Below are 21,320 nucleotides of genomic sequence, written 5' to 3' on the forward strand. Positions count from 1 at the left end.
CTTACAGGTCAGTGATTTCCTTGTGGCGCGGCACCAACGTCTTCATCACGCTCCAGGCCACCAGGTAGGCCAGCGCACAGATCGCGAACATGATCATGTAGCCGGTATGGATGTCGTTGATGGACTTGTAGTAGTCGAACACCCAGCCGCCGATCTTGGTCATGACCACGCCGCCCAGGCCGCCGGCCATGCCGCCGATACCGACCACCGAGGCCACGGTTTTCTGCGGGAACATGTCCGAGACGGTGGTGAAGATGTTGCACGACCACGCCTGGTGCGCCGAGGCGCCCACACCGATCAGCAGTACCGGCACCCAGAAGCCGATATAGCCCAACGGCTGCGCCAGCAACACCACCAGCGGGAACAGTGCGATCACCAGCATGGCTTTCATGCGCCCGTCGTACGGTGCATCGCCGCGCGCCATGAAGTAGCTGGGGAACCAGCCGCCACCAATGCTGCCGACCATGGTCATGCTGTACAGCACCGCCAGCGGCATGACGATATCGGCGCCTTTCATGCCGTACTGCGCCGACAGGTAGGTGGGCAGCCAGAACAGGAAGAACCACCACACGCCATCGGTCATGAACTTGCCGAAGGCAAAGGCCCAGGTCTGGCGATAGGTGAGCAACTTGAACCACGAGACTTTTTTCTCCACGGCGCCGGCCGGTGACGGGGTGAACGGCTGCACGGTCTGGTCACTGCGGATATAGGCCAGTTCTGCTGCCGACAGGCGTTTTTGCTCCTCCGGCTTGCGGTAGAGCGCGATCCACACCGCGACCCACACGAAGCCGAGCCCGCCGATCACGATAAATGCCGCTTCCCAGCCCCACAGACCGGCAATCAATGGCACGCAGATCGGCGCCAGGATCGCGCCCACGTTGGCGCCGGAGTTGAAGATACCGGTGGCCAGCGAGCGTTCTTTCTTGGGGAAATATTCGGCGGTGGCCTTGATCGCAATCGGGAAGTTGCCCGCCTCGCCAATCGCCAGTACCGCACGGGACAACATGAAGCCGGCAATCGACACCGGGATCACCGCCAGGCCGATCGCGCCGCTGATGACCGCGATGCCCTCGCCCATCGGCACCGAGAAGGCATGCATGATCGCGCCCGTGGACCAGATGCCAATCGCCACCACATAGGCCGCCTTGGTGCCGATCTTGTCGACGAAGCGCCCGGCGAACAGCATGGAGATCGCGTAGACAAACTGGAACACCGCCGCGATGTTCGCGTAGTCGGTGTTGCTCCAGCCAAATTGCGTGGACAACTGCGGTGCCAACAGGCTGAGCACCTGGCGGTCGAGGTAGTTGACGGTAGTCGCGAAGAACAGCATCGCGCAGATGGTCCAGCGATAGTTGCCTACCGCTTGGCCAACGCGGTGAGCGTGGATGGGCTCGTTCAAGTTCATGGCATCACTTTTTATTTTTGTTAGGTAGGACATATGTAACGTCATATGTCGTCGTACAACTGCGACTTTTATATCGGGCCGCCTACCGGCTGTCAATCTGAAAGATTGCCGTTTATCGAGGTTCTACGTGGGTTTTTAAAAGGTCAGGTAAATACAGTTGTAGGATGACAAATACGCATGACCAGGCTGGGCGCTTTGCCCGGTACATCGTCGAGCACACCAAAAGGCTGCATGCCGATCTTTTCCAGCACCCGGATCGAGGCCCCATGATCCGGTCGCACCAGCCCGAACACCTCGGGCAACCCCAGGCTGTCGAATGCCAGCGCCAACGCGTCGTGCCCCAACTCGGTGGCATAGCCCTGCCCCCAGGCCTGCACCGCAAAACGGTAACCCAGGTTGATGCGCCGCTCGGTCAGGTAGTTGAGCGGCGCGATACCGCCGAAGCCGATGATGTGCTCCGGCGCCTCGCGCCGTGCAATCGCCCACCAGCCGTACCCTTGGGTCGCCCACTGTTCAAGCCAGTGATCCAGCAGACGCTGCGCCGCCTCCAGGCTGGCCATGGGGCCCGATGGGTTGAACAGGTTGGTCTGCGGGTCGCCGAAGATCGCGAACAATCGCTGCAGGTCGCCCGGCTGCGGCTGGCGGTAGACTAGGCGGGAATGGGCGGCTGGCATTCGCATAACTCGTGTGTGGAGGGACAAAGTTCAATCCATCTGCAAAAAAACGCAAAGAGTGGTGAATTATTTCATGTCCGCTTGTATCTGAAGTGACAGAGCGGTGCCATCGCAGTGATGGCGCCTCCCCTGTTCTGCTTTAGAGTGCCCCGCATGAAATTACGTAAGAAAAGCGTCAAGCCCATCGGATTGAAAGACATCACTATCGTCGACGACACCAAGGTCCGCAAGGCGATCACCGCCGCCGCCCTGGGTAACGCCATGGAATGGTTCGACTTTGGCGTCTACGGGTTTGTCGCCTATGTGCTCGGTAAGGTGTTCTTCCCCGATGCCTCGCCCAGCGTACAAATGATCGCAGCACTGGGTACCTTCTCCGTGCCGTTCCTGATCCGTCCCCTGGGTGGCCTGTTCTTCGGTGCACTGGGTGATAAATACGGGCGGCAAAAGGTCCTGGCCGCGACCATCGTGATCATGTCCCTGAGCACCTTCGCCATCGGCCTGATCCCCTCCTACGCCTCGATTGGCATCTGGGCGCCGATCCTGCTGTTGCTGTGCAAAATGGCCCAGGGTTTTTCGGTGGGTGGCGAATACACCGGTGCGTCGATCTTCGTCGCGGAGTATGCGCCGGACCGCAAGCGCGGCTTCCTCGGCAGCTGGCTGGACTTCGGTTCCATCGCCGGCTTCGTGCTGGGTGCCGGTGTGGTGGTGTTGATTTCCAGCATCCTGGGCGAAGCCGACTTCGAGTCGTGGGGCTGGCGCCTGCCGTTCTTCCTTGCCCTGCCCCTGGGCATCATCGGCCTGTACCTGCGTCACGCCCTGGAGGAAACCCCGGCGTTCCAGCAGCACATGGACAAAATGGAACAGGGCGACCGCGAAGGCTTGACCCACGGCCCCAAAGTCTCGTTCAAGGAGGTCGCGACCAAGCACTGGCGCAGCCTGCTGACCTGCATCGGCATCGTCGCGGCCACCAACGTGACGTACTACATGCTGCTCACCTACATGCCGAGCTACCTGTCCCATAACCTGCACTACAAAGAAAACAGCGGCGTGCTGATCATCATCGCGATCATGGTCGGCATGCTGTTCGTGCAGCCGTTCATCGGTTTTGTCAGCGACAAGATCGGCCGCAAGCCGTTCATCATCGCTGGCAGTATCGGTCTGCTGTTCCTGTCCATTCCGGCGTTTATGCTGATCACCAGCGGCAAGATCGGCCTGATTTTCGCCGGCCTGCTGATCCTCGCGGTGATCCTCAACTTCTTCATCGGCGTAATGGCCTCCACACTCCCCGCGATGTTCCCCACTCACTTGCGCTACAGTGCATTGGCCAGTGCGTTCAATGTCTCGGTATTGATCGCAGGCGTCACGCCGACCGCCGTGGCCTGGCTGGTGGAAAGCACCGACAACCTGTACATGCCCGCCTACTACCTGATGGTGTTTGCGGTGGTCGGCCTGGTCACTGGCCTGACCATGAAGGAAACCGCCAACAAGCCATTGCGTGGCGCAGCGCCGGCGGCGTCGGACATGGAAGAAGCCAAGGAGTTGTTGCAGGAACATCACGACAACATCGAGCAGAAGATCGAAGATATCGACGCGCAGATTGCCGAATTGGAAGCCAAGCGCCAGACCCTGGTGCAGCAACATCCGCGTATCAACTGAAGCCTGACCCTGCATGGCGGCCCCACCCGCCGCCATGTTTCTGGAGAGTTCAACCATGGTTCCAAGCGTCACCGCACCACAGTCGTTGCTCAGCGCAGATGAACGCGCCGCCATTGCCGAAATAGAAGCCACCACCAGCATCCTGCAACTGGTTACCCGCCTGACCGGCATGCGCTTCGCCGGCATCGCCAAATTCACCGACCTGGAATGGGTGGTCTGCTCCGTGCATGACACCGTCGACATGGGCATTCATGTCGATGACGTGCTTGAGCTGGAAACAACGTTGTGCAGCGAGTTCTGTATCAACCCACAGACCCTGTTCATCCCGCAGATCAGCCAGAGCGGCCGCTTCGCCGCACGTCCGGTGGTCAAGCAATACGCCATCGAGAGCTATGCCGGTGCACCGATCTTCCTGCCCGACGGCCGTCTGTTCGGCGCGCTGTGTGCACTGGATTCGCGGGCAATGCTGTTCGAAGATCCCAACCTGCCGGAAACCCTCAGCCTGTTTGCTCGGCTGATCGGCTGCATTTTTTTCGCCAACCTGACGACCAGCGATACCTGAGCGTTCAGTTTTCCAGCAGCGCCGCCGATAACCAGGGATACCCCTGACTTGCAGCGCTGCCCTGCGGGAAACAATGCCGAACACTCTCGTCCCGATCACCCGAACGCTCTCCAACCGCACCAGCCTGTCGCTGACACGGACCTCACTGTTCAATTTCACGGCCCTGTTGGTCCTGGTATTTGCAGCAGCAGCCTACTCGCTGATCTACCTGGCCCATGACCTGGACCACGCCGAGCAAGAGGAAAACGCGTTTTACACGCGTAAAGCCGTGCAGTCCCTGGAAAAATCCCTGCGGGTGACCGTCAAGGACTACGCCTTCTGGAGCGACGCCTACAAGCACTTGCACCTCAAGGTGGACACCGATTGGGCCTACGGTCGCGGCAACGTCGGCGCCACACTGTTCCAGGATTTCGGCTTCCAGGGGCTGTTTGTGGTCAACGACGCCAACAGCACGGTGTACGCCGTAATCGAAGGCAAGCTGCAACCCATTGACCTCAGCGACTGGCTCGCCCAGCCCATCACGCAGGTCCTCGAGCAGGCTCGTGCCGGAGCCGAACAGGAAACGCCGGTCACCGCCTTCATCAACGTGCGCGGCAGCCCGGCACTCGTGGCCGCAGCCGCCATCACGCCCGGCACCGACCCCACGGTGAAGGTGGATGGGCGCCCCGCGTCGGTACTGGTGTTTGTCGACATTCTCGACAGCGCCCACCTGGCCCTGATCGGCAATGATTTCGGGGTGAATCAACTGCATATCGCCAGCGCCGATGAGGTCGGCAATACCTTGCTGGTCCCCCTGGGCGAAAACGGTGCAGCCGGCAGCCTGCATTGGCAGCCGGCGCGCCCAGGCGTGCGGTTGATGGGTGTTGGCTTGCCGCTGCTGGGCCTGGCCGCATTGCTGGTATGCCTGATGACCTGGGTGATCCTGCGCCGCGCCAGTGCCGCTGCCCTGGCCCTGGATGCCAGCCATGCGTCGCTGCTAGACAGCCAGAATGCCCTGACTACCAGTGAAGCGCGCTTTCGCGATGTGGTGGAAGCCAGCTCCGATTGGGTCTGGGAAATCGACGCCGGCTGGCGTTTCACGTACTTGTCGGAGCGCTTCGAGAATGTAACCGGCCTGGCCCGTCATACCTGGATCGGCGCCGCCATCAACGAGCTCCTGGACACGGAAGCCGGCGCGCTTTCGCAATGGCTGAACACCCCCAGCCGTACCGCGGACCTCAGCGTGCAATGCCGCTACGTCGACGCCCACGGCCAGGAACGCACCACACGGCTCGCGGCAAGGCAAATGCCCTGTGGCGGTTTCCGCGGAACCGCCACCGACGTGACCGAGGAAGTCGAAGCACGGCGCCGCATTGAATTCCTGTCTCAGCACGACGCACTCACCGGGCTGGCGAACCGAACGCGCCTGCAAGCGTTCCTCGACGACAAGCTCAAGGCACTGCCGGCGTCGGGGCAGCCTTTGGTCATGCTCAGCCTGGACCTGGACCGCTTCAAACCGGTCAACGACCTGCTCGGGCACGCCGCGGGCGACCACGTGCTCAACGAAGTGTCGACCCGCCTGGCCGATTGCGTGCGCCACGGCGACCTGGTAGCCCGGGTGGGTGGCGATGAGTTTGTGATGATCCTCACGAATGCGGGGACCCAGGACGATGTCGAGTCCTTGTGCCTGCGCTTGATCGAGTCCGTTGAACAGGCGGTCAGGATCGGTGAGCAGGAAGTGTTCGTCAGCGCGAGTATCGGCATCGTGCTGGCCCCCGACGATGCCAGCGAAGCCACCGAACTGCTGCGTTATGCCGATATCGCGCTATACGAAGCCAAGGCTGCTGGCCGCAACACCTGGCGGTTTTACTCAGGGGAGATGAATGCACGGATCATCGAGCGTCGCCGCCTGGAAAGCGACCTGCGTTTTGCAATCAAGCACAACGAACTGCGCCTGCACTTCCAACCACGCTATCGCATTGCCGATGGGCGGATGGTCGGCGCCGAGGCGCTGGTGCGCTGGCAGCACCCACAGCGCGGGCTGATTCCACCCGACACCTTCATACCGATTGCCGAAGAGTCAGGGCTGATCCTGTCGCTGAGCGACTGGGTACTGCAAACCGCCTGCGCCTGCGCCGCCCAGTGGCCCGAAGCACTGTTTGTGTCGGTGAACCTGTCGTCCACGGAGTTCAAGCGTGGCGACCTGGTGGAGCGCATTCGCAACGCCCTCAAGACGTCGGGGATCGATCCGGCGCGGGTTGAACTGGAAATCACCGAAAGCGTGATGCTCGAAGACGCCGCGGGCGCACTGGCGGTAATGCACACCCTCAAACGCCTGGGCATACGTATTGCCATGGATGACTTCGGCACCGGGTACTCCTCGTTGAGCTACCTGCGGGCCTTCCCCTTCGACGGGTTGAAGATCGACCGCAGCTTCCTCAGCCGCCTGGAAGACAGTGAGGATGACAAGGCGATCATCCAGGCCATCGTCGGCCTGGGGCGTGCCCTGGCATTGACGGTGACCGCCGAGGGTATCGAGACCTCCGGGCACCTGGAGATGCTCCGGGCGGTGTCCTGTGACGAAGGCCAGGGCTACTACCTCAGTCGGCCGCTGGATATCGACACGTTCAACGGGCTGCTCGGCGCTAGCGGAAAAAATGGCTCGGTGTCTTGCCAAACTGTTTCCTGAACATGCTGGTGAACGCACTCGGGCTGTCATAACCCAGCTCCATGGCGATATCGATCACCTTCTCGCCCACCGCAATGCGCTCCAGCGCCAGCAGCAAACGTGCCTGCTGGCGCCATTGGCCGAAGGTCATGCCGGTTTCCTTGCGAAACAGGCGCTGGATGGTTTTCTGGTCCAGGTGCAGGCGCTCGCTCCAGTCCGCGACGGTGGAGGCATCGCCCGGCTCTTCCTGCAGCGCCAGGCAGATGCGTTGCAGGCGCGGGTCGGCGGGCTGCGGCAAGGACAGCGGTAACGCCGGCAGGATCGCCAGTTCGTCGAGGATCAGGTGCATGATCCGCGCATCCCGCGAGTCTTCGGCGTACGGCGGCTTCAGGCTCACGGACGCCTTGATCAGCTCGCTCAGCAACGGCGAGATACTCACGGTTTTCGGCTCGCCGGGCATGTTCGGGAAGCGATCCGGGCGCACAAACACGCTGCGCATTTTCAGGGTGCCCACGCAACGCAGGGAATGCACGTGCCCGGCGGGCATCCAGATGCCACGGTTGGGCGGCACGGTCCACTGGTTCAGCGCCGAGTACACCACCATCACGCCTTCGATGGCGTAGAGCAGTTGATGCTTCTCGTGGCTGTGGTCGGGGATCACCCAGTTTTCGGGGTAATCGGTGGCGGAACTGATGACAGCCCAGGCGCCTTCGTTGATTTCCTGGAGAAATTCGTTCAGAGGTTTGATCATTTCGCCCTTTTTGCGACAGTTGCCGCCCCAATTGCGCGAGACAGGCATTACTGACAAATCTAGCATGAACGCCGAATCATTTTGTAATGGATGGCCACCTTAAGAAGTGGCCGCCTCTGATTAGCTGCCTTGTATGGAATGCCTGCATGTCGACCCTTACCGCGTCACCCGCCGCTGCAACCACTGCACCCCAGGCCAGCCCGTTGGTCATGCGCATCCTCGGTGCCTGCGCCCTGGCCCACTTGATCAATGACCTGATCCAGGCTGTGCTGCCATCGATCTACCCGATGCTCAAGGCCAACTACGGCCTGACATTTACCCAGGTCGGGCTGATCACTCTGACCTTCCAGTTGACCGCCTCCCTGCTGCAACCCTGGATCGGCTATCACACCGACCGCCACCCCAAACCCTGGCTGCTGCCGGCGGGCATGGTGTGCACCCTGGTCGGCATCCTGATGCTGGCGTTTGTCGGCAGCTTCCCAGCGATCCTGCTGGCGGCGGGCCTGGTGGGCGTGGGCTCGTCGACCTTTCACCCGGAAACCTCCCGCGTCGCGCGCCTGGCCTCCGGCGGGCGCTACGGCCTGGCGCAGTCGACCTTCCAGGTCGGCGGCAACACCGGCAGCGCCTTGGGCCCTCTGCTCGCAGCGGCGATCATCATCCCCTACGGCCAGGGCCATATCGCCTGGTTCGGGCTGTTTGCGGTGTTCGCCATCCTGGTGCTGTATGGCTTGAGCCGCTGGTACCGCCACCACCTCAACCTGTTCAAGCTCAAGCAAGGCGGCAAAGCCACCCATGGCCTGTCCAAAGGCCGCGTGACCTTTGCCCTGGTGGTGCTGGCCGTACTGGTGTTCTCCAAGTACTGGTACATGACCAGCCTGACCAGCTACTTCACCTTCTACCTGATCGAGAAATTCCAGCTGTCGGTCGCAAGCTCGCAGATGTATTTGTTCCTGTTCCTCGGCGCCGTGGCCGTCGGCACCTTCGCCGGCGGGCCGATCGGCGACAAGATCGGCCGCAAGAAAGTCATCTGGTTCTCGATCCTCGGCGCGGCACCGTTCACCCTGGCCCTGCCCTACGTCGACCTGTTCTGGACGGCGGTACTCAGCGTGGTGATCGGGTTCATCATTGCATCGGCCTTCTCGGCCATCGTGGTGTATGCCCAGGAATTGGTGCCCGGCAATGTGGGCATGATCGCCGGGATCTTCTTCGGCCTGATGTTCGGCTTCAGCGGGATTGGCGCGGCGCTGCTCGGCCTGCTGGCGGACACCCACGGCATCGAGTATGTCTACAAACTGTGCTCGTTCCTGCCACTGGTGGGCATCCTGACCATCTTGCTGCCCTCGACCAAGGGCGCCTGACCTGCCGAACATCGCCCGGCCGTGTGCCATCACACGGAATGCTCTGAAAAACCTGCGTGTGCGCTTACAATCCCGGTTCTAAACGCACACCAGGCAGACCCGGCAAGACATGACGCTCGACCCTCCCACCATTTTGGCACTCACCGTTGCCCTGGCAGCCGCTGCCGCCCTGTACCTGGCCGTTGAATGGCGCAGTGTGCGCGAACCTTCGCTGCTGTGCTGGAGCGCCGGTTTCGCGACGATCACCGTCGGCTCCACCCTCGCCCTGCTGCGCCTCAATGGCTACCTGATGATCGGCATCTGGTTCGCCAACGGCCTGCTGGTGACCGCGCACTTCCTGTTTTTACTGGGTGTGGCGCGGTTCACCCAAACGCGGCTGTCGCCCGTGTGGTTGCTGATGCTGCTGGTCTGGCTGGGCATGCTGATGTTGCCGGCCGATCCATCATGGTCCAAAGCCATGCTGGCGGTGCAGTCCCTGTTGGTGGCGCTGCCGACCCTGCGCGCCAGCTTCTTGCTGCGCCCCCACGGCAAGTCCCTGAGCATCGGCGCGGTGCAGTTGCGTTATGTGCTGCTGATCCATGGCGCGTTCTATGTGGCCAAGGCCTTGTCGGTGCTGATACCCGGCACCTTGATCGACCTCGCCGCCTTCAAGGGCGAGATCATCCAGATCTCCCTGGTGGAAGGCGCCATGGCGATCATGCTCATCGCACTGTCGATGACCGGCTCCGAACGCTATCGCCGCGAGCAGCAGATCGCCCGCCTCGCCGCGCGCGACCCGCTCACCGCCCTCTACAACCGCCGTGCCCTCGACCTGCGCGCACCACGCCTGCTCGCCCAGGTATCCCCCGCACAACCGGGCGCCCTGCTGCTGATCGACATCGACAACTTCAAATCGGTCAACGACCTTCACGGCCACAGCGCCGGCGACCGCCTGCTGATCGCCCTCAGCGAGATGATCCGCAGCGTGGTGCCCCGAGGCGCACTGGCCGCCCGCCTGGGCGGGGATGAATTCGTGATCCTGCTGAACCCGGCGTCCACCGAACAGATTGTCGAACTGGGCAGCAGCCTGCGCGACCAGTTCCAGCAACTGGCCGCACAGCACTTCACCACGCCGGCGCCGGTGACGCTGAGCATTGGCGCGAACCTGTTCGACCAGCCGCCGCGGAGTTTGACGGCACTGATCGAGCAAGGCGATACCACGCTGTATGAAACCAAGCGCGGTGGGCGCGATAGCATTCGCCTCGTCGACCGCACGGGCGCCAGCCCCTTTGGCTAAAGGTCGTAACTGACCGCCACCCCACGCCCAGTCCTCACCGACTCCAACGCACACTCCGCCAAATGCAACGCATACAACCCATCCCGCACGCTGGTGGGTAATGCTGTGCCGTTGTTCAATGCGTCGATGAACTGCGCCAGCTCATTGCGATACGCATCCGCATAGCGCTCCAGGAAAAAGTGCTGCAACGGCTCCAGCGCCTCGGTGTGTTCGGCACTCCAGTGGCGCAGGGTGCTGGGGCGGTGGTTGTCGGTGAGCAGCACGCCGGTGGCGCCGGAGACTTCGACGCGCTGGTCGTAGCCGTACACCGCCTGGCGGCAGCAGTTGATGTGGCATTGCTTGCCGGAGGCGGTGCGCAGCAGCACCATCACGCTGTCGTAGTCGTCGATCTCGGCCAGAGCGGGGTCGACCAGGCGGCTGGCGATGGCGCTGACTTCCACCGGTTCTTCGCCGAGCAGGTGGCGGGCGGTGTCGAAGTCGTGGATGGTCATGTCGCGCAGGATGCCACCGGAGTGGGCCAGGTAGTCACGCGGGGCCAGGCCGGGGTCGCGGCTGGTGATGATGACTTGGCGCACCGCGCCGATCTGCCCGGCGTCGAGGGCTGCGCGCAGGCGCAGCATGTCTGGGTCGAAGCGCCGGTTGAAGCCGAGCATCACCCGGCCACCCTGGCGCTCCACGGCTTGGGCGGCGCTACGAGCCTTGACGATATCGAGGTCGATGGGCTTTTCGCAGAGCACCGCCTTGCCTGCGGCAACCGCCGCCAGCAGCAGGTCGATATGGGTGTCGGTGGGCGTACCGATCACCACGGCGTCGATGTCATTACGGGTAAGCACCGCGGCGCAATCGTAGGCCGCCTCACACCCCAGTTGGGTACTCAATGCATCGACCCCTTCGCGCCAGGGGTCGGCCACCAGCACCAGCGTGGCATTGGGATGGGCGGCGACATTGGCGGCGTGGATCCTGGCGATGCGCCCGGCACCCAGGACGGCGATTCTCAGCATGGTCGAACTCCTGATGTTGTTATTGAGGGAGATTCAGTCCGGCAGGTTGAACGGCGTGACGATCTGCACCTGGGACGGTGCAATCGGCCCGGCCTTCCATAGCCGGTGGTAGTGCAGGATGTGCAGGAACACGTGGCGGGCATCGATCTGCAGGTTGTGATCGATGATCGCCGCGACCTTTTCTTCGCGCAGCAATTGGCGGTTTTCTTCGTCAAGGTCGTGACCGATAAACACCTCCAGTGGCCGATCCAGGGCCGCGAACGCGTCGACAATCGCGCGATTGCCGCCGCCGACGCTGTACACCGCCTTGAGCTCGGGATGCTGTTGCAGCGCCTGGGTCACCCGCTCGAAGGTGCGGTCGTACACCCCAAAGCCGCCGCTCACGTCCAGCACTCGCAGGTGCGCGGCACGCCCACGCAGCCAGGCACGAAAGCCCATCTCGCGCTCTTCTTCGCCACGGAACAGTTCGCTGCCAATCACCACCGCCACGTCCTGGGGCTGCGTCGGCAGCCAGCGCGACATCAGGTAGGCAGCGGTCTGGCCGGCGGTGCGGTTGTCCATGCCGACATAGCCGATGCGCTCGCTTTGCGGCAGGTCCGTAACCAGGGTCACCACCGGAATCCCGGCCGCGATCAGTTGTTTGACCGCCAGGTTCACCGCAGGCTCATCGGCGGCCTTGAGCACCACGCCCTGGCTGCCGGTATCCAGGCAGCGCAGCAGTTGATCGTGCATGGCCTGGGGCTCGATCTCTTCGAACAGGTGAAAGCGCGGGGCAATGCGGAACGGCGCCAGACTGCCCAGTTGTGCGGTAATCGCCGTCTGCACCGCGCTACTGAAGCGCTTGGGCGTGTGCATGATCACGTCGACGTGGAACGTGCGCCCTACCGCCAGGCCGTTTTTTTCCTGGGACTCCAACTCCTCCAGCGCCTGCTCGATACGCCGCCGGGTCTGGGCATGCACGCTGCCACGCTGATGCAGGACGCGGTCGACCGTAGCTTTGCTGACGCCGGCCTGCATCGCCAGTTGCTTGATGGAGAAGTGTTTGGCGCGTTCGAGCATGGAGCCTCGCATGAGGTGTTTTTGAGGTGTTTTTTGGGTATTACTGAGGTTTTGCAATGCTAGTCTCAGTTTTGTCCGGCGTCGAGCCGGACGATGCACAACAACAAAAACTCCTGGAGAACTGCATGCCTAACACCGATCTCGCCACGTCGTTCAGCGGCCAATACTTTGTCGTCACCGGCAGCACCCAGGGCCTGGGCGCGGCGGTCGCCCGTACCCTGGCGCAACGTGGCGCCGCCGGGCTGATCATCTGCGGGCGACGACGCGCCCAGGGTGAAGAGCAGGTGCGGCAGTTGGCCCAGCTGGATTGCCCGGCGTTTTTTGTCGAGGCGGACCTGGAGCAGGTCGAGGATTGCCGCGCGATCATCGATGCGGCGCGTGCCCACTTCGGCACCTTGCATGGGCTGGTCAACTGCGCCGGGATGTCGGATCGCGGCACCATCCTGGACACCTCGCCCGAGCTGTTTGATCGGCTGATGGCGGTGAATGTGCGGGCGCCGTTTTTCCTGATGCAGGAGGCGCTGAAGCTGATGATCAGCAACGGCGTGGAAGGCGCGGTGGTGAATATCCAGAGCGTCACCGGGCACGGCGGGCAATCGTTCCTGAGTGCCTATGCCGCGTCCAAGGGCGCGCTGGCGATCCTCACCAAAAATGTGGCGTTCAGTGCCCTGCGCAATCGCATCCGGGTCAATGGCCTGAACATCGGCTGGATGGACACGCCCCACGAAGATGACATCCAGCGCCAGTACCACGGTGCCCAGGATGGCTGGCTGGAAAAGGCCGAGCGCGCACAGCCGTTCGGGCGCTTGCTCAAGCCTGAAGAAGTGGCGCGCAGCGTGGCCTTCCTGCTGTCCAGCGAGTCGGGAATGATGACCGGCTCGGTGATCGACCTGGAACAAGGCGTGGTCGGCTGTACCGACGGCGGCAGCCCGCAACCGAATCAGGCGCTGGGAGGTGTGTGATGTCGGCGTTCGTGACGGAACAGGCCGTGCGCCTGGCGGATTTCAATGACATCTGTGCGCAACGCGTGAGCCGAGAGGATTACCCTCTCTGCGCTCAAGTGCAGAGCAATGTGCCGATCTATCAGGCCCACACCCTGCGCAACAGCGACCGCCTGGCGGTGATGAATGAACTGCACCGCCTGTTCCGCGAGGGGCCCGGGGTGATGGTGGTGCGCCGGGCCTATGAAGACCTGGAAGTGGTCGACCGCCACAGCCAGGTGTTCGAGGCGATCTTCGCCCATGAGGCGGCGCAGGGCGTGGCGGCCGATCACTTCGCCAAGGCCGGCAGCAACGGGCGCATCTGGAATTCATTGCAGAAAGCCGCGCTGCAGTCGCCGGCGTCGTTTGTGGAGTACTACGCCAACCCGCTGTTGGGGTTGATTGCCGAGGCGTGGCTGGGGCCGAGCTATCAGGTCACGGCGCAGGTCAACGTGGTGCATCCCGGTGGCCAGGCCCAGCAACCGCACCGCGATTACCACCTGGGCTTTCAGACCAATGATGTAGTGGAGCGCTTTCCCCTGCCCCTGCACCTGCTGTCCCAGTACCTGACGTTGCAAGGCGCGGTGGCGCACTCGGACATGCCGCTGGAAACCGGCCCGACTCAGTTGCTGCCGTTTTCCCAGCAATACGCCCTGGGTTACCTGGCGTGGCGGCGTCCGGAGTTTATCGACTATTTCCAGCAGCACGCCGTGCAACTGCCGCTGAACAAGGGCGACCTGCTGTTCTTCAACCCGGCGCTGTTCCATGCCGCCGGCACCAACCGCACAGCCGACCGCCAACGCATGGCCAACCTGTTGCAGATTTCCTCGGCGTTCGGCAAGCCCATGGAAGCCCTCGACCGCGACCGCATGATGCTGGCGGTGTACCCGGCCTTGCTGGACAACACCGCACTGGATGCCCAGGCCGTGGCGGCGGTGATCGCCTGCACCGCCGACGGCTATTCCTTCCCCACCAACCTCGACACCGACCCGCCCTTGAAGGGCCTGGCCCCGCAAACCGGGCAGCAACTGATGCAGCAAGCCCTCGACGAACGCTGGCCATTCCCGGCGTTTGCCGCTGCCGTGGAGCAACTGCGGACCAAGCGCCAGGCGTGAACCCTCTGTTTCAACAACAACAAAAACAACGGAGCACCATCATGAAGAAGCAACTCCTTGCGGCACTCCTGACCCTGGCGATAAGCCCCTGGGCGCTGGCCGACATCCGTATCGGCGTGAGCATCGCCCAGGTCGACGACGTCTTCCTCGCGCAGATGCGTGACTACATGGCCGCCCACGCCAAGCAACTGCCCGGCGTGACCCTGCAATTCGAAGACGCCCAGGGCGACGTGGTGCGCCAGCTCAACCAGGTGCAGAACTTCACCGCCCAGGGCATGGACGCGATTATCGTCAACCCGGTGGACACTGCCGCCACGCAAAAAATGACCGCCAACGCCCAGCAAGCCAAGACGCCGCTGGTGTACGTCAACCGCCGCCCGGATGCCCAGCAGTTGCCACCGGGCGTGGGGTATGTGGGCTCGGACGAGGTCAAGGCCGGTGAAATCCAGATGCGCTACCTGGCCGAGAAAATGGGTGGCAAGGGCAACCTGGCGATCATGCTCGGGCTTCTGTCCAACAACGCCACGCATAATCGGACGCTGGGGGTGAAGACCGTGCTCAAGGAGTATCCCGACATCAAGATCGTCGAGGAACAGAGCGCGGAGTGGCAGCGCAGCAAAGCGATTGACCTGATGAACAACTGGATCGTATCCGGGCGCAAAATCGACGCGGTGGCGGCGAACGCGGATGAGATGGCGATCGGCGCGGCCATGGCGATCAGCCAGGCGGGCATGCAGCCGGGCAAGGACATCCTGGTGGCGGGCAGCGACGGTGGGGCTGCCGGGCTGGATGCGGTGAAGAAAGGCCAGTTGCTGGTGACGGTGTATCAGGACAACAAGGGCCAGGCCGTGGGCTCGATCGACCTGGCGGTGAAGATGGTGAAGAAGGAGCCGTACACGCCTGAGCTGACCATTCTTTATCAGCAGATCACCAAGGACAACTACCAGGCCTTCCTCAACCCTTGAGCCGAACGAATCTGTTGTGGCGAGCGGGCTTGCCACAACAAGCCCTCTCAACAGAGGAAGTTTGCGTCAAACGGTCTTCTCGCTGAACGGTTCAAGCCCATTCACCACCAGATAAAGCAACGGCCCCACCGACACAAACACCGCCGTCAGCACAAAATACGGCACCAGCGAAGCCACCGACCGCCCCCGCCGCCGCGCATCCCGATACATCCACACACACGCCAGCAGCGCCATCAAATACAGGTCGATCACCACTTGTGCGGTGTCCGGTCGCGACATCAATTCGCGCCCGAACGCCAGCAGCGACTGCTCGGCCGTCAGCAGCGTGAACAGGGTGTACGACGAAAACAGCAGCAAACCGGCCAGCGCAACACAGGATCTTTTCATGGGCTCTTCCTTGGGGTGATGAAGGCCCACGTTAGTGATAAGGTTCGGCCCCTCGCAATGACCTCGGAGGTCATGATCCCGCCATGGACACCCCTGCCACCGCCGGCGAACACCTGCGCCACTTGCGCCGGCAAGCCAAGCTCAGCCAGCTCGACCTGGCCTTGATCACCGGTGTTTCCCAGCGCCACCTCAGTTGCCTCGAAACCGGACGCGCCAAGCCGAGCCCGGGTACCTTGCACAACCTGCTGACGGCACTGGAAGCGCCGCTGGACCAGCGCAACCGCGTGTTCCTCGCCGCTGGCTACGCTCCGCGCTACAGCGCCACGCCACTGGCCTCACCGGCGATGGCCGCGATCCGCGAAGCGGTCAGCCATGTGCTGCACGCCAACAACCCCGCGCCGGCCATCCTGCTGGACAACCAGTGGCAAGTGCTGGCAGCGAATGCCAGCACCGCCGTGTTGTTTGATCTGGCTGGCATCCCGTCCGATTCAGCCGAGGGCTTGAACCTGCTGACCACGCTGCTGCGGTCGGGCGGCCTGGGCGATCACCTGATCAACGCCAACGAGGTCCGCACTCTCGCCTGGCAACGCGCCACCCGTGAGGCGCTGGGCAATCCTGAACTGGCCGCCCTGCTGGCGCGTTTACCGACGCCGGCCAGCACCGAGCTGCCCGCCGACATGCCGCCGCTGGTGCTGACGCGCATCCGCTCAAGCCGGGGCGAACTGAGTTTTCTCTCCACCTTCACCACCTTCGGCATGCCCCAGGACATCACCCTTTCCTCCCTGCGCATCGAACATCTGATTCCCGCCGACGATGCCACCTGGCAGGTGATGCGCGCGGCTTATGCGAGTTATGCCGCGCTGGTTTTGTGAAATATCTGTACGTAGACTGCCGCCATACCCCCACCTGAAGGCGGCGAAAAAAACCTGATGCAAGTTACCGAAGTCTCCATTGCCCAATTGCGCGCGGCGCTTGAATCCGGCCAGACCACGGCCGTTGAACTGGTAGAAGCCTACCTGGCGCGGATCGATGCCTATGACGGTCCGCAGACCGCCACGGCCTTGAACGCCGTGGTGGTACGCAACCCACGGGCGCTCGAAGAAGCCGAGGCGTCCGATGCGCGCCGGGCCAAAGGCGAAACCCTGGGGCCTTTGGATGGCATTCCCTACACCGCCAAGGACAGCTACCTGGTCAAGGGCCTGACGGCGGCCTCCGGCAGCCCGGCGTTTGCCGACCTGGTGGCCCAACGCGATGCGTTCACCATCGAGCGCCTGCGCGCCGGCGGCGCTATCTGCCTGGGCAAGACCAATATGCCGCCGATGGCCAATGGCGGCATGCAGCGTGGCGTCTATGGTCGGGCGGAAAGCCCGTACAACGCCAACTACCTGACGGCACCGTTTGCTTCGGGCTCGTCCAACGGTGCCGGCACAGCGACGGCAGCCAGTTTCTCGGCCTTTGGCCTGGCCGAAGAAACCTGGTCCAGCGGGCGCGGTCCGGCGTCCAACAACGGCCTGTGCGCCTACACGCCGTCCAGGGGGGTGATTTCGGTGCGCGGCAACTGGCCGCTCACACCCACCATGGACGTGGTGGTGCCCTACGCACGCACCATGGCCGACCTGCTGGAAGTGCTCGATGTGGTGGTGGCCGAAGACCCGGACACCCGTGGCGACCTGTGGCGCCTGCAGCCCTGGGTGCCGATCCCGAGCGTCGCCTCGGTGCGCCCGGCGTCTTACGCTGACCTGGCCGTGAGCGCGGCCTCCCTCGCAGGCAAGCGCTTTGGCGTACCGCGCATGTACATCAATGCCGACCCCGACGCCGGCACCAGCGAGAAACCCGGCATCGGCGGCCCCACCGGGCAGAAGATCAACACCCGCGCCAGCGTTATCGACCTGTGGAACGACGCCCGCCAAGCCTTGGTGGCGGCCGGCGCTGAAGTGATCGACGTGGATTTCCCGCTGGTGTCCAACTGCGAAGGCGACCGCCCCGGCGCGCCCACCGTGTTTACCCGTGGGCTGGTGTCCAAGGAATTCCTGCACGATGAACTGTGGGAGCTCTCGGCGTGGGCCTTCGATGACTTCCTGCGCGCCAACGACGACCCAGCGCTCAACCGCCTGGCGGATGTGGACGGGCCGAAGATCTTCCCCCACGACCCAGGCACCCTGCCCAACCGCGAAGACGACCTGGCCGCCGGCATGGACGAGTACGTGCGCATGGCCCAGCGTGGCATCACCCCGTGGGACCGGATCAGCACCGTCCCCGATGGCCTGCGCGGCCTGGAACAGACGCGCCGGATCGACCTGGAAGACTGGATGGACGAGCTTGGCCTCGACGCCGTGCTGTTCCCCACCGTGGCCGACGTAGGCCCGGCTGACGCCGATGTGAACGAAGCCTCTGCCGACATCGCCTGGAGCAACGGCGTGTGGGTGGCCAACGGCAACCTTGCCATCCGCCACCTGGGCGTGCCGACCGTCACCGTGCCCATGGGCGTGATGGCCGATATCGGCATGCCGGTGGGGCTGACGTTTGCCGGGCGCGCCTATGATGACTCGGCGTTGCTGCGGTTTGCGTCGGCGTATGAGTCGACCGGCAGCAAGCGCCTGGTGCCGCCGCGTACGCCGGCACTCTAACTCAAGGCAGGGGCACGGCAATCAACAGGATTGCCGTGCCGTGGGTAATCATCGCTCGCTCAGCCGTGCGCCAGCGCAATCATGTCGATCTCCACCGCCGCCGACTTCGGCAGCTGCATCACGCCGATCGACGTCCGCGTATGCACCCCGGCGCTGCCGAGAATCTCGTGCAACAGGTCCGACGCGCCGTTGGCCACTTCACTCTGCTGATCAAAATCCTCGGCACTGCGCACGTACACGGTGATGCGCGGGATGGCCTTGATCTGGTCCAGCGAACCCAGGGCTTGCTGGAGTAACCCCAGGCAGCGCAACGCGCTGATGCCAGCGGCGATTTGCGCCTGGGCCAGGGTCAGGCTGTCACCGACCTTGCCCGGCAGCACGATGGCATCGCCGACACGCGGGATCTGGCCGCTGATATACAGGTGGTTGCCATCGCGGACCAGCGGCGTGTAGTTGCCGCCGATCTTGAACTCATTCAACTGATAGCCGATGCGCAGTTGGGCGGCCTGGTATTTTTCGTCGCGGGTCATGGGCGTGCTTCCTCGTTGCGACGTTGCCACTCATCCACCACGTCGCCCAGGGTCTTGGGCCTGTCGTTGCGAATCCAGGCCATGAACGGCCGGTCGAACTTGAACCCTGGGCCGCAGTGTTCAAGCATGAAGCGGCGAACGTTCTGAGTGTTCTTGTAGTGCGGGGTGACGGGGGTAGTGCGGGTGATGGGGTCGCTGTGCCAGTCAAAATCCATGTTGTCTCCCGGGCGCCGTGGGGTTTCGGCGCTAGCATAGCGATGTGCTACCCGTGCAGGAAGCAAGGCGTGCATTGCTTGATGTCTTAGGACATCACATAAGCACAAGATCTATTTATAACGCCATAAAGCCGAAGCTTTTCAGGATATTTCAAAATTTCACTTTCCTTCCCCATCTGAAATATTGCATGGTTGTACGACGACCTAACCCGTCGTGCCAGCCCCCAACAACAATAAGGAAACATCCATGCAAAACGTCAAAGTGTTGATCGGTTTTCTGTGCCTGTTCAGCGGCTATGTCGCCGCAGCGCCTGCCCCAGCCGAAAAGGACGTGGCCCAAGCGGTCGACCAACTGACCCAGGCCATGCTGCACCTGGACCTCAAGCAGCTTCACGCACTGACCTCCGACAAGCTCACCTACGGCCACTCCAGCGGCAAGGTGCAGAACAAAGACCAATTCATTGCTGACCTGGAAACCCACACCAGCGCGTTCAAGACCCTGGAAATGCAAAACCAGACCATCACCCTGCAAGGCGACACCGCACTGGTGCGCAACCACTTCCATGCCCTGGCGGTGAACAGTGGCGTTGAAGTGCCCACCGATATCGACAACTTCCAGGTCTGGCAGAAGCAAAAAGGCAAATGGCTGCTGATCGGACGTCAGGCCTACAAGTACTGATGCCCAGCGGTGAGCCGCTGAAACCGGCTCACCACGCCACCCCCTTGCGCACCGTCAACAGCGCTTCGCGCAGCGCTGGCAGCGCCACCGAGCCCAAGGCCAGGCGCAGTGCGTGGGGCACATGGGCCGAAACGGCAAACGGCTCGGCGGTGGACACGGAAATGCCCTCGCGCTGCAAGCTCATGGCCACCTGATCGGCCCGCGCCTCTTCCCCGAGGGGCAACCATAGGAAATACGAGGACGGATGGCTCACGTAGGCCAGCCCCTTCAGCACCTGCGCCGCCAAGGTCTGCCGCGCCTGGGCATCCTGGCGCTTCTGTGCTTCCAGTTGCGCCACCGTGCCATCTTCGAGCCAGGCCACCGCAATGGCGCTCATCACGCCCGGCACGTTCCAGGTGGTGGCCATGAGGGTGCGCTCCAGTGGTTTTACCCATTCCATTGGCGCTGCGACGAACCCGACACGTAACCCGGTCGCGACACTTTTCGACAGCCCGCCCACATACACCGTGCGCTCCGGTGCCAATGTCGCCAGCGGCGGCGGCGCGTCTTCGGCCAGGAACGCGTAGGCCGCGTCTTCGATGATCATCAGATTGTGCTGACGGGCGATCGACACCAGTTGTTCGCGCCGGGCCATGTCCATCACCCAGCCCAATGGATTGTGCAGGGTTGGCATGCTGTACACCGCGCGCACCGGGCGCTTGCGACACAGCTTGTGCAGCGCATCCAGGTCCGGCCCCAGCGGGGTGACCGGGATCGCGACGATTTCCAGGTGCAGGGTCTCGGCCAGCACCTTGAACCCCGAATAGGTCAAGGCATCCACGGCGATCACATCGCCAGGCTTGAGCAAGGCCATCAGCGTCACCGCCAGGCCGTGCTGGGCGCCGCTGACCAGCAGCACCTGCTCGGCGTCCACCCTCAACCCTCGACTGAGCAAATGCCGCGCAAACGCTGCGCGCTCATGCAAGCGGCCCGCATGGGGCTGGTAACGCAACAGGGCTTCGAGGTCGCCGGAGAGCGCCAACTGGCGCAACGCCATGCGCAACATATCCGCCTGGCCCGGCAACGAGGGGTAATTGAAGTTCAGGTCGAGCATGCCCGGCGCCACCGTCATCTGCCCGCTGCCCTGCCCCGGCGGCAGCGAGATTTCGCGCACGAAGGTGCCACGCCCGGCTTCACCGCTGACCAGTCCCATCCCCTCAAGCTCCGCATACACCCGGCTGGCGGTGACCAGCGCGAGGCCATGCTCGGCGGCCAGTTGCCGGTGGGTTGGCAGGCGTGTGCCGGGAGACATGGTTCCGCTGCGGATGGCTTGGGCAAAGGTATCGACCAACGACTTGTAGCGGGCACGGGGCATTGGGCTGTATCCATGACAATTTTTTGATTGTCTCAATCCTCACCCCTAGGATGACCGCAACGCAACCCCTCCTTGTCCG

The 21,320-nt window shown here is 63.0% G+C and carries 20 protein-coding genes; 11 read left to right on the forward strand and 9 right to left on the reverse strand.

From position 1 onward, the window contains the following. Position 1: 1 nt before the first annotated feature. Both BM017_RS11305 and BM017_RS11310 read right to left on the reverse strand, forming a co-directional pair. Positions 2-1,405, reverse strand: coding sequence for an MFS transporter (locus BM017_RS11305; RefSeq protein ID WP_092244027.1), 1,404 nt, complete (start codon positions 1,403-1,405; stop codon positions 2-4). 143 nt (positions 1,406-1,548) lie between these two features. Continuing rightward, entirely contained in the window at positions 1,549-2,079 is a 531-nt protein-coding gene (locus tag BM017_RS11310) for a GNAT family N-acetyltransferase (protein ID WP_092244030.1), read from the reverse strand. Positions 2,080-2,232: 153 nt separating this feature from the next. Between BM017_RS11310 and proP the strand changes: the two genes are divergently transcribed. The 3 genes from proP (at position 2,233) to BM017_RS11325 (ending at position 6,965) form a co-directional block, all read left to right on the forward strand. After that, on the forward strand, positions 2,233-3,735 hold the full coding sequence (gene proP, locus BM017_RS11315) for a glycine betaine/L-proline transporter ProP (RefSeq protein WP_058424053.1): 1,503 nt from the start codon (positions 2,233-2,235) through the stop codon (positions 3,733-3,735). Positions 3,736-3,790: 55 nt separating this feature from the next. Further along, entirely contained in the window at positions 3,791-4,297 is a 507-nt protein-coding gene (locus BM017_RS11320; protein ID WP_058424054.1) for a GAF domain-containing protein, read from the forward strand. Between the two features lie 73 nt (positions 4,298-4,370). Further along, positions 4,371-6,965: a bifunctional diguanylate cyclase/phosphodiesterase gene (locus tag BM017_RS11325; RefSeq protein WP_092244033.1), complete on the forward strand. Its 2,595-nt coding sequence runs from the start codon at positions 4,371-4,373 to the stop codon at positions 6,963-6,965. Here the strand turns inward: BM017_RS11325 and BM017_RS11330 are convergent. Further along, positions 6,922-7,743 carry an AraC family transcriptional regulator gene (locus BM017_RS11330; protein ID WP_092244036.1) on the reverse strand — a complete coding sequence of 274 codons (822 nt, stop codon included), beginning with the start codon at positions 7,741-7,743 and terminating at the stop codon, positions 6,922-6,924. The genes BM017_RS11325 and BM017_RS11330 overlap by 44 nt on opposite strands. Before the next feature lie 98 nt (positions 7,744-7,841). Here BM017_RS11330 and BM017_RS11335 point away from each other — a divergent pair, with 98 nt between their 5' ends. Together BM017_RS11335 and BM017_RS11340 are read left to right on the forward strand one after the other, a co-directional pair. Then, a complete protein-coding gene (locus tag BM017_RS11335; RefSeq protein WP_092244039.1) occupies positions 7,842-9,053 on the forward strand; it encodes an MFS transporter in 1,212 nt (403 codons plus the stop codon). A 109-nt stretch (positions 9,054-9,162) separates the two neighbouring features. Beyond that, positions 9,163-10,329 carry a GGDEF domain-containing protein gene (locus BM017_RS11340; RefSeq protein WP_092244042.1) on the forward strand — a complete coding sequence of 389 codons (1,167 nt, stop codon included), beginning with the start codon at positions 9,163-9,165 and terminating at the stop codon, positions 10,327-10,329. Here the strand turns inward: BM017_RS11340 and iolG are convergent. Next, on the reverse strand, positions 10,326-11,330 hold the full coding sequence (iolG, locus tag BM017_RS11345; RefSeq protein WP_092244045.1) for an inositol 2-dehydrogenase: 1,005 nt from the start codon (positions 11,328-11,330) through the stop codon (positions 10,326-10,328). The two genes, BM017_RS11340 and iolG, sit on opposite strands and share 4 nt — an antisense overlap. Before the next feature lie 33 nt (positions 11,331-11,363). Next, entirely contained in the window at positions 11,364-12,389 is a 1,026-nt protein-coding gene (locus tag BM017_RS11350; RefSeq protein ID WP_092244048.1) for a LacI family DNA-binding transcriptional regulator, read from the reverse strand. Positions 12,390-12,514: 125 nt separating this feature from the next. Between BM017_RS11350 and BM017_RS11355 the strand changes: the two genes are divergently transcribed. Genes BM017_RS11355 through BM017_RS11365 form a run of 3 tightly spaced genes read left to right on the forward strand, consistent with a single transcriptional unit; the run spans position 12,515 to position 15,449 of the window. After that, positions 12,515-13,351, forward strand: coding sequence for an SDR family oxidoreductase (locus tag BM017_RS11355; RefSeq protein ID WP_092244051.1), 837 nt, complete (start codon positions 12,515-12,517; stop codon positions 13,349-13,351). Continuing rightward, on the forward strand, positions 13,351-14,484 hold the full coding sequence (locus BM017_RS11360; RefSeq protein ID WP_092244054.1) for a phytanoyl-CoA dioxygenase family protein: 1,134 nt from the start codon (positions 13,351-13,353) through the stop codon (positions 14,482-14,484). Before BM017_RS11355 ends, BM017_RS11360 begins: the two co-directional genes overlap by 1 nt. Before the next feature lie 41 nt (positions 14,485-14,525). After that, positions 14,526-15,449 (forward strand): sugar ABC transporter substrate-binding protein, encoded by a 924-nt coding sequence (locus tag BM017_RS11365; protein ID WP_092244057.1) that lies wholly within the window; start codon positions 14,526-14,528, stop codon positions 15,447-15,449. Between the two features lie 66 nt (positions 15,450-15,515). Here BM017_RS11365 and BM017_RS11370 read toward each other — a convergent pair whose 3' ends face one another. Continuing rightward, positions 15,516-15,836, reverse strand: coding sequence for a DUF2834 domain-containing protein (locus BM017_RS11370; protein WP_092244060.1), 321 nt, complete (start codon positions 15,834-15,836; stop codon positions 15,516-15,518). 83 nt (positions 15,837-15,919) lie between these two features. On the opposite strand from BM017_RS11370, the gene BM017_RS11375 reads away from it, so the two are divergent. Then, positions 15,920-16,708, forward strand: a complete 789-nt coding sequence (locus BM017_RS11375) for a helix-turn-helix domain-containing protein (protein ID WP_092244063.1) — start codon at positions 15,920-15,922, stop codon at positions 16,706-16,708. A gap of 54 nt (positions 16,709-16,762) precedes the next feature. Next, positions 16,763-18,463 carry an amidase gene (locus BM017_RS11380; protein ID WP_170856072.1) on the forward strand — a complete coding sequence of 567 codons (1,701 nt, stop codon included), beginning with the start codon at positions 16,763-16,765 and terminating at the stop codon, positions 18,461-18,463. 59 nt (positions 18,464-18,522) lie between these two features. Here BM017_RS11380 and BM017_RS11385 read toward each other — a convergent pair whose 3' ends face one another. Beyond that, on the reverse strand, positions 18,523-18,993 hold the full coding sequence (locus BM017_RS11385; RefSeq protein ID WP_092244069.1) for a RidA family protein: 471 nt from the start codon (positions 18,991-18,993) through the stop codon (positions 18,523-18,525). After that, a complete protein-coding gene (locus tag BM017_RS11390; RefSeq protein WP_092244071.1) occupies positions 18,990-19,208 on the reverse strand; it encodes a DUF6434 domain-containing protein in 219 nt (72 codons plus the stop codon). Before BM017_RS11390 ends, BM017_RS11385 begins: the two co-directional genes overlap by 4 nt. Before the next feature lie 247 nt (positions 19,209-19,455). Between BM017_RS11390 and BM017_RS11395 the strand changes: the two genes are divergently transcribed. After that, positions 19,456-19,887, forward strand: coding sequence for a nuclear transport factor 2 family protein (locus BM017_RS11395; protein WP_058424070.1), 432 nt, complete (start codon positions 19,456-19,458; stop codon positions 19,885-19,887). 28 nt (positions 19,888-19,915) lie between these two features. Here the strand turns inward: BM017_RS11395 and BM017_RS11400 are convergent, their stop codons facing one another. After that, positions 19,916-21,241 (reverse strand): aminotransferase-like domain-containing protein, encoded by a 1,326-nt coding sequence (locus tag BM017_RS11400; RefSeq protein WP_092244074.1) that lies wholly within the window; start codon positions 21,239-21,241, stop codon positions 19,916-19,918. Between the last annotated feature and the right edge of the window lie 79 nt (positions 21,242-21,320).

The organism is Pseudomonas sp. NFPP04, assembly GCF_900113815.1.
In the GTDB taxonomy this organism is placed as follows: domain Bacteria; phylum Pseudomonadota; class Gammaproteobacteria; order Pseudomonadales; family Pseudomonadaceae; genus Aquipseudomonas; species Aquipseudomonas extremorientalis.